This is a genomic window from Corallococcus sp. AB045, from assembly GCF_003668895.1.
GTDB classification, from domain to species: domain Bacteria; phylum Myxococcota; class Myxococcia; order Myxococcales; family Myxococcaceae; genus Corallococcus; species Corallococcus coralloides.
Genome location: NZ_RAWN01000311.1, coordinates 1 through 7,255 on the forward strand (window position 1 = coordinate 1; position 7,255 = coordinate 7,255).

At 70.6% G+C, this 7,255-nt stretch carries 8 protein-coding genes; 2 read left to right on the forward strand and 6 right to left on the reverse strand.

From position 1 onward, the window contains the following. Positions 1-187: 187 nt before the first annotated feature. The 4 genes from D7Y21_RS39070 to D7Y21_RS39085 form a co-directional block, all read right to left on the reverse strand. Positions 188-484, reverse strand: a complete 297-nt coding sequence (locus D7Y21_RS39070; protein WP_158627418.1) for a c(7)-type cytochrome triheme domain-containing protein — start codon at positions 482-484, stop codon at positions 188-190. Positions 485-549: 65 nt separating this feature from the next. Next, the gene (locus tag D7Y21_RS39075) at positions 550-747 is read right to left on the reverse strand and encodes a hypothetical protein (RefSeq protein ID WP_120565248.1); all 198 of its coding nucleotides are present in this window, start codon (positions 745-747) and stop codon (positions 550-552) included. Further along, complete coding sequence (locus tag D7Y21_RS39080) at positions 744-1,346, reverse strand: NapC/NirT family cytochrome c (protein ID WP_158627419.1); 603 nt, start codon at positions 1,344-1,346, stop codon at positions 744-746. Before D7Y21_RS39080 ends, D7Y21_RS39075 begins: the two co-directional genes overlap by 4 nt. Before the next feature lie 106 nt (positions 1,347-1,452). Beyond that, positions 1,453-1,806 carry a hypothetical protein gene (locus tag D7Y21_RS39085; protein ID WP_120565246.1) on the reverse strand — a complete coding sequence of 118 codons (354 nt, stop codon included), beginning with the start codon at positions 1,804-1,806 and terminating at the stop codon, positions 1,453-1,455. 303 nt (positions 1,807-2,109) lie between these two features. Between D7Y21_RS39085 and D7Y21_RS39090 the strand changes: the two genes are divergently transcribed. Beyond that, positions 2,110-4,296 (forward strand): peptidase, encoded by a 2,187-nt coding sequence (locus D7Y21_RS39090; protein ID WP_121718424.1) that lies wholly within the window; start codon positions 2,110-2,112, stop codon positions 4,294-4,296. A 15-nt stretch (positions 4,297-4,311) separates the two neighbouring features. On the opposite strand, the gene D7Y21_RS39095 is transcribed toward D7Y21_RS39090, so the two are convergent. Next, the gene (locus tag D7Y21_RS39095; protein ID WP_121718425.1) at positions 4,312-5,487 is read right to left on the reverse strand and encodes an AI-2E family transporter; all 1,176 of its coding nucleotides are present in this window, start codon (positions 5,485-5,487) and stop codon (positions 4,312-4,314) included. 137 nt (positions 5,488-5,624) lie between these two features. Between D7Y21_RS39095 and D7Y21_RS39100 the strand changes: the two genes are divergently transcribed. Further along, positions 5,625-6,041, forward strand: a complete 417-nt coding sequence (locus tag D7Y21_RS39100) for a DoxX family protein (RefSeq protein ID WP_120565243.1) — start codon at positions 5,625-5,627, stop codon at positions 6,039-6,041. A 10-nt stretch (positions 6,042-6,051) separates the two neighbouring features. On the opposite strand, the gene D7Y21_RS39105 is transcribed toward D7Y21_RS39100, so the two are convergent. Then, entirely contained in the window at positions 6,052-7,245 is a 1,194-nt protein-coding gene (locus D7Y21_RS39105; protein ID WP_233612466.1) for a threonine/serine exporter ThrE family protein, read from the reverse strand. Positions 7,246-7,255: the final 10 nt, after the last annotated feature.

A 7,255-nucleotide genomic window follows, 5' to 3' on the forward strand; every position in this document is an offset into this window, starting at 1 on the left:
AGATGTGTATAAGAGACAGGCCTCCGTGGGGGACGGCGTTCCCGCATCGGGCGTCGCCTGCGCGGGGGGCGGCTTGATTCCCAGCCGCTCCTGGAGTTGCCGCCGCTTCTCCTCCTGCGACTGCGCTCGCGCGGGGCCTGGGATGGACAGCGCCAGCGCGCAGGCGAACAGCGTCCAGGTGCCCAGGTCAGCGACGCGCATGGCACGCCTCGCAGTCCATGGAGCGCCAGGCCCTGGCGGCCTGTCCGTCATGGCATCGCCCGCAGTAGCGGCCCTCTCGCATGTCCTGATGCGTGAAGCCCAGCCGGGCCTGCGGGAACGTGCCGGGGTGGCAGCTGTAGCAGTACATGGAGCCATGCCCCCAATGGGAGAACAGCGCCGGAGCGGGCGCGGCGCGCTCCTTGAGCGGAGGCAGCCGGATGTCCTGCGGCGAGTTCACGGCGAAGATGGGAGTCGTGAACAGGAGGAGGGCGACGAGCCCCACCCGCCACCGTCCCCCGCGAAGGAGGACGGACCCGGACGGACCCGAGGCGTCAAACGCGGAGCGCCTCATAGGGCTTTTTGCTCCTTCAGGATCTTCCAGACCGTGACGCCGTAGAGCAGGACCCCCAGCAGGACCCCGGGCACGCCCACGGCGGTGGAGATGACGAAGGTCAGGGGCGTCCAATAGAAGAGGGCGAACAGTTGGATGAGCAGCCCCGCCAGGACGAAGAGGGCCGCCACCCGGATGCGCTTGTCGTGGCTCATGGGCTTGGTCGCTCCGGCAGCCAGAAGTTCTGGGCCTTCACGCCCTCCAGGTCGTGCGCGAGGTCATGACAGCTCAGGCACGAGCGGGCCCCGCTCTGGAGCTCCGCCTGGAGTTCCCGGTGCGGCCCGGCCTCCAGGTAGCCGCGCGCGTCGTTGTGGCAGTGGAGGCAGTTGTAATTGGGATACGGCTGATAGAGCCGGGGCTCCGGGGGGATGGTCCCGAAGTAGTGGACCCAGACGTGCCGCAGGCCGTTGAGCTTGGCCTTCGCGTCCCCGAAGAGCGCGTAGTCCGTGTGGCAGGAGAAGCAGGTGGAGTCGCGGTTGATGAGCCGCTTCTGGTAGTGGACCGCGGCCAGGGCGTTGGGGTTGTCCACGAACAGGCTCTGCCCGTAGCGCTCCATCTCGTGGCAGCCCATGCAGAACTGGGTCTGGCTCGATTCGCGCACGCCCACCGCGACCCCGGCACCGCTGACGGCCAGCGGCAGGATGGCCAGTCCTCCGAGCAGCACCAGGCGTCCCAGCCCGTTCGCGGTGAGGTGGCCAGCGGCATGGGCAATCATCCCCACGAGCACGGCCACCGCGCTGACAATCACAATCATGAGGGTGGGCAGTGGAGCCTCCATGGAGCCTGGGTCGTGACAACCGTGCAGTGAGGCGATTCAGAGCGCTGTGGGACCCGGAGGGCCGCCGCCACGGCGTCTCGCGCTACCGGGAGGGCTCCCCGGCGGAGGGCGGAAGGGGGATGGGCTCCACCTTCGCTGTCTGCCCGTCCACGCGCAAGTCCAGGGACTTCTGGCCCGCCGGCGAGGCGTACCGCAGCCACCAGGACGCCTCCCCTTGCTTCGCCATCACCAGTTCCAGGGCCTGGTCCTGGCTCCGCGCGAACGCGGCCCCCAGCCTCACCGCCTCCTGATAGCCCACGGTGAGCGCCACCGAGGTGGGCGGTGGCGGCAGCGGGGGCGAGGGATCCGCACGCGTCTGCATCGAGGACCCCGCGCACCCCGCGGCGCTGAGGGCGGCGAGCAGGACGGCGCGGCGCAGGGAGAGCGAAGAGGTCATGGTCGCTGGCTCGAACGGAGGGAGGAATGAAACCTGTCCGGCCTTCGACACTGCATGCCCCGTACCGGGATGGACTGGTGCCCTCCGTGGCGGTGGGCCCGGGCGCGGGTGCGCATCCCGCTAGGGGGCCCGGCGCAAACCTTGCGCGAGCCGGCGGCATCCCGCGCATTCCTTGCGGGGAGCGGGACCCAGCCCGCTCCGGCCGCACACTCTGTCTGGCCGTGAGGGGCGCGGCGGCGCGCGGCTTGAGTCCACCCCGCGCGCGGGGTAGCCACGTCCCGTCACGTCTCCTTGGAGCCTCCCATGAAGCCCCTGCTGCTGGCCGCCGTCCTCGCCGCCGCGCCCGCCACCCCGCAGAAGTCGCCCGCGCCTGACGCCGGCCTCACGCAGGCCGCGCAGCCCTCCCTCACGGTGCCCGGAGGCAAGTTTCTCCGCGCCCGCTCCGGCAACACCGCCGTGGCCCAGATGTTCGCGCCGGGCATCGCGGAGCTGTCCCTGGCGGAGAAGCGTGTGGCGTGGTCCCTCACACTCGCGGCGCACGCGGGCGAGGACATCGCGTTGGATCAGCTCGGCTGGAAGCTGGTGCCGGCGAAGCAGTTGCTGGAGGGCGTCTGGCTCTTCGGCCGCGACGCGCAGAGCGCCGCGTCCGGCTTCGACGGGAAGCTGGCGGACTACCTGCTGCGCTTCTACGGGCACGGCGGCAACCACGACAGCACCACCGGCCAGAAGTTCGTCCCGGCCTTCACCGCGGAGCAGCTCGCGGCCGGCGCCTCGCGCGCGCTCAAGGCCGGCGCACCCTGGACGGTGAAGGACGAGGCCGCGCTCCAGGCCTGGCTCCAGGACCTGACGCCCACCCTCTTCGACGCGAGCTTCGAGCCGCAGCTCACCTCCAAGGCCCCGCCGCCGGGACAGGACCTCCTCACCGCGTCCTCCAACACGGCCTATGGCCCTGGTGTGACGGAGAAGGACCTGGTGGGCTTCAAGGAGAAGTACCCGCTCAACTCGCGCGTGGTGAAGCAGGACGGCAAGCTCACGGAGCAGGTGTTCCGCGCGGGCACGCCGGACGGCAAGGTGAAGCCGGGCCTGTACGCGAAGGAGCTCTCGCGTGTCATCGCGCACCTCCAGGAGGCGATGAAGTCCGCCGAGCCCGCGCAGAAGGCCGCGCTGGGCAAGCTGGTGCGCTACTTCCAGACGGGCAGCCCCAAGGACTGGGACGCGTACAACATCGCGTGGCTCAAGGTGGACCCGAAGGTGGACGCCAACCTGGGCTTCATCGAGACCTACGTCGACCCGCGCGGCCACAAGGGACAGTGGGAAGGGCTGGTCAACTACCGCGACACGGCGGAGAACCAGATCATGGTGCTCATGGGCCAGAAGGCCCAGTACTTCGAGGACCGGCTGCCCTGGCCCCAGAAGTACCGCCGCAAGAAGGTCTCGCCGCCGGTGGCCAAGGCCATCAACCTCATCACGTCCAACCCGGAGCCGCCCGCGGGCATCAACCTGCCCAACGAGCAGCACATCCGGGAGAAGTACGGCAGCAAGAGCGTGATGATCACCAACGTCATGGACGCCGCCTCCGCCGTGACGCGGCTGCCCCTGGCGCTGGAGTTCTCCCGCACGGCGGAGGACCGCGAGCAGGCCCAGAAGTACTCCGTCACCGCGCGCAAGTGGCTGGTGGCCTTCCACGAAGTGCTGGGCCACGCCTCCGGCCAGGTGGATCCGAAGTTGAAGGGCCAGTCCCCGTCCGTCTTCCTCAAGGAGTACGACAACACGCTGGAGGAGGCGCGCGCGGACCTGATCGCGCTGTGGCACGCGTTCGACCCGGCGCTCGCGGAGCTGTCGCCGGACCACGAGGCCATCGCCCGGCAGATGTACCGGGACTTCCTGGTGGAGGGGCTCACCAACCTGCGCCGCGTGGAGACGGGCAACGCCTTCGAGGAGGACCACCAGCGCGGCCACCACATGACGGTGACGTTCCTGGAGGAGAAGGGCGCGGTGAAGCAGGTGACGGAAAACGGCCGCACGTACCTCACGGTGCCGGACTACGCGAAGATGCGCGAGGCCGTGGGCGAGCTGCTCTCCAAGCTGATGGTCATCAAGGCCACCGGCGACTACGAGGGCATCCGCGCGCTGGTGCAGGAGAAGGGCATCCACTTCGACCCGAAGCTGCGCGACGAGGTCGCCCGCCGGGTGAAGGCCGTGGACGTGCCCACGGTGCTGCTGCTCAATTCGCCGCGCGTGATACCGGTGCTGGACGCGAAGGGCGCGCTGGTGGACCTGAAGGAGGACACCACCCAGGCCTTCGTGGATCAGCACCTGGAGCGCAGCCTGCTGGGCCGGCTGTCTCCCTCGGAGGCCAGCCGCGTCGCCGCGAAGGTGGCGGGCTCGCCGGACGCGGTGCGCGAGGCCTTCAAGGAGCTGGGGCCGGACACGGCTCCGGCGCCGACCCCCGCGAAGAAGGGTGCGGCGCCGGTGAAGTCCACGCCCTGACGGGGCGCGGGGCCGTCAGTGGTTGGACGGCGTGTCCGCGTCCGTGATGGGCGTTCCGGACTCCGTGGTGAGCACGACGTGCTGGGAGCCCGGCGGGATGGGGCCTCCCGGCGTGGCCGGGTCGCCCATCCGTCCGTTGGGCCGGCCGTAGTCGCGCTCGTAGATGCGCACCACGGAGAGGAAGAAGGCGACGATGAGGGGCCCCAGCAGCAGGCCCACCGCGCCGAACGCCGCCAGGCCGCCCAAGAGGGCGAAGAAGACGATGGCGCCGTGCTGGTTCATGCCCTTGCGGGCCAGGAGCGGCTTGACGACGTTGTCCACGAGCCCCACCACGACGAGGCCCCAGATGGCCAGGAAGAGGGCCGCCCACGGGTGGCCGCTGAGGAACATCAGGCCCGCGGCGAAGAGCACCACCACCGCGGCGCCCACGGCGGGGATGAGGGCGAGGAAGAAGGTGAGGCCCGCGAAGAACAGCGGCGCGGGCACCCCCACGATGAGGAAGCCGATGAGCGCGACCGCCGCCTGGACGCCCGCGGTGGCGATGGTGGAGACGAGCACCGACACGGAGGTGCTCTTGAACTCGCGCAGCAGCTCCCGCGTCTGCCCGCGCCTGAGCGGCGACACGCTCTCAATCCACTGCACCAGGCGCGCGCCGTCGGTGAGAAAGAAGAAGAGGGCGATGAGCATCATCGTCAGCTGGAGGATGATGCTGCCCGTGGCGGCCACCGCTCCCGTCACGGCCTTGGCGGCGGTGCCACCCTGGTTCGTCACCTGCTCCTGGAGCTTCTGGTCCAGCTCGGCCTGCTCCAGCGGGAGCCGCTCAATCAGCTTGCTCACCGGGCCCTGGATGCCGCTGGGGAGCTTCTCCACCAGGCCCGTCATCCCGTCCTTCTGCACGGCCTCCGTCACGAAGCGTGCGCCCTCGGACACCTCCGCGACGACGAAGGCGGTGAGGCCGCCCAGGGGCAGGAGCAGGGCCAGCAGGATGCCGCTGACAATGAGCCCGGAGGACACGTTGCCGTGTCCGCGCAGCCGCTTCTTCAGCCGGGTGTGCAGTCCGTAGAAGGTGCCCGCCAGCACCGCCGCCAGGAAGAACGCCTCCGCGAAGGGCCGGATGACCAGGCACAACAGGACGATGGACAGCAGGATGAGACCCACGAAGACGCGTCGCGCTACCTGATCGGAGGCCATGGCCTTGCCAAGTTATGGAGCCGGACCTGCCGACGGGAGCCTGCCCGGCCGGATTGTCTCCGGAACATTCCCCACGCACTGGCCGCCTGCCTGCTCACGGAGCTTGGGAGCGGCGGAGGGGGCGCTAGAGTGCGCGCATGCCGCCCTTCGACTCCGCCCGCTTCACGCTCTGGCTTCCGCAGCTCCTGTGCGCCGCCTTCCTGGCCATCCTCTTCCTGCAGTCCGGCCTGGACAAGGTCGTGGACTGGAAGGGGAACCTGGGGTGGCTGACCGGCCACTTCTCCAAGTCGCCCCTGAAGGGCGTGGTGACGCCGATGCTGGCGGTCATCACCCTGATGGAGCTGGCGGCCGGGGCGCTGAGTGGGGCGGGCGCGGTGGCGCTGCTGGTGAACGGCAGCCCGTTGCTCGCGTACCTGGGCGCGGTGCTCTCCGCGGTGTCGCTGCTGGCGCTCTTCTTCGGCCAGCGCATGGCGAAGGAGTACGCGGGCGCGGCGGTGCTGGTGCCGTACTTCATCGTCGCGCTCGCGGGTGTGTACCTGATGCGGCTGGCGTGAGGCCGGCCCTTTAGAGCACCTTGCGCGAAGGCATGATGGCGTTGGCGGACAGCAGGCCCGCCGCCAGCGCCACCGCGACCATCAGCATGGAGAAGGCCGTGTCCACGCCGGCCACCACGTCGCGCTCCAGCAGCGACGCGAGGCTGCGAAAGCCCACGCTGCCGGGGACGAGCAGCATCAGCCCCGGCACCACGGTGGTGACGGCGGGCCGGTTGCGCAGCCGCGCCAGCGCGTTGCTCCCGATGCCCAACAGCAGCGCGCCCGCGAAGGCGCCCAGCTGAGGCCCCAGGAGCAGCGCTCCCAGCCGCGCGCCCATGAACGCGGCGGCGCCTGCCAGGGCAATCCATCCCCAGTCCCGCGGACGGGCGCGGAAGAGCACCGCGATGGCGAAGCCCGCCACCACGAGCGCGGCGATGGCGACCCCCGGGGGGAGCACCGTGGGCAGGGACGGCGTGGGCATGGGCACGGGAGGCAGCACCGTGGCCACGCGGCTGCCCAGGGCCGCGCCAAAGCCCAGCTGCAGGAAGATGAGCGCGGCGTGGGTGAGGCGCGACGTGCCGGAGATGAGGTTGCGCGTGGCCACCTCGTTGACGGCGATGGTGAGCGTGAGGCCGGGTAGCAAGACGATGAGGCCCGCGAGCGTGGCCACCTCGCCGTGCAGCGGGCCGAAGAAGTGGGCCGCGAGCCCCGCGAACGCGGCGGACAGCATGGCCGCCACGGGCTCCAGCACGCGGGCGGTGGTCGGCTGCTTGCGGGTCAGCAGGTCCAGCATGCCAATGGCCAGGCTGCTGAAGCCGGCGACGCCCATCTCCTTCCAGCCGCCGCCAAACAGCAGCGCCGCGGAAGCGCCCGCCAGCATCCAGCAGAGCAGTTGAAGCGCGGGGCCGTAGCGCGGCGGCCGGGCGAGGATGTCCTCCACGCGGGGTGCGCCCTCCGCGGGCGTAAGGCGCCCGTGGATGACGTCGTCCGCGAGCATGTCCAGGAGGATGAGGCGCTCCAGGTCCATGTCGCCGGGCTCCACGCGGATGAGGCTGGTGCGCAGGTCCTCGGGAGGGCCGAAGGAGGCGAAGATGGAGGTGGGCGTGGAGAAGAAGCGGGCCTCCAGGCCCAGCCGCTCGCTCACCTTCATCATCAGGCCCTCCAGGCGGTGGGCGGGCGTGCCGAGGCGGTGCAGCGCGTGGCCCAGGCGCAGCACGAAGGCCACCGCCTGGAGG

What these genes read in the sequence shown, in the direction of transcription:
- D7Y21_RS39090 (WP_121718424.1), top strand. Translation starts at nt 2,110, where the DNA reads ATGAAGCCCCTGCTGCTGGCCGCCGTCCTCGCCGCCGCGCCCGCCACC.
- D7Y21_RS39085 (WP_120565246.1), bottom strand. Translation starts at nt 1,806, where the DNA reads ATGACCTCTTCGCTCTCCCTGCGCCGCGCCGTCCTGCTCGCCGCCCTC.
- D7Y21_RS39095 (WP_121718425.1), bottom strand. Translation starts at nt 5,487, where the DNA reads ATGGCCTCCGATCAGGTAGCGCGACGCGTCTTCGTGGGTCTCATCCTG.
- D7Y21_RS39080 (WP_158627419.1), bottom strand. Translation starts at nt 1,346, where the DNA reads ATGATTGTGATTGTCAGCGCGGTGGCCGTGCTCGTGGGGATGATTGCC.
- D7Y21_RS39075 (WP_120565248.1), bottom strand. Translation starts at nt 747, where the DNA reads ATGAGCCACGACAAGCGCATCCGGGTGGCGGCCCTCTTCGTCCTGGCG.
- D7Y21_RS39100 (WP_120565243.1), top strand. Translation starts at nt 5,625, where the DNA reads ATGCCGCCCTTCGACTCCGCCCGCTTCACGCTCTGGCTTCCGCAGCTC.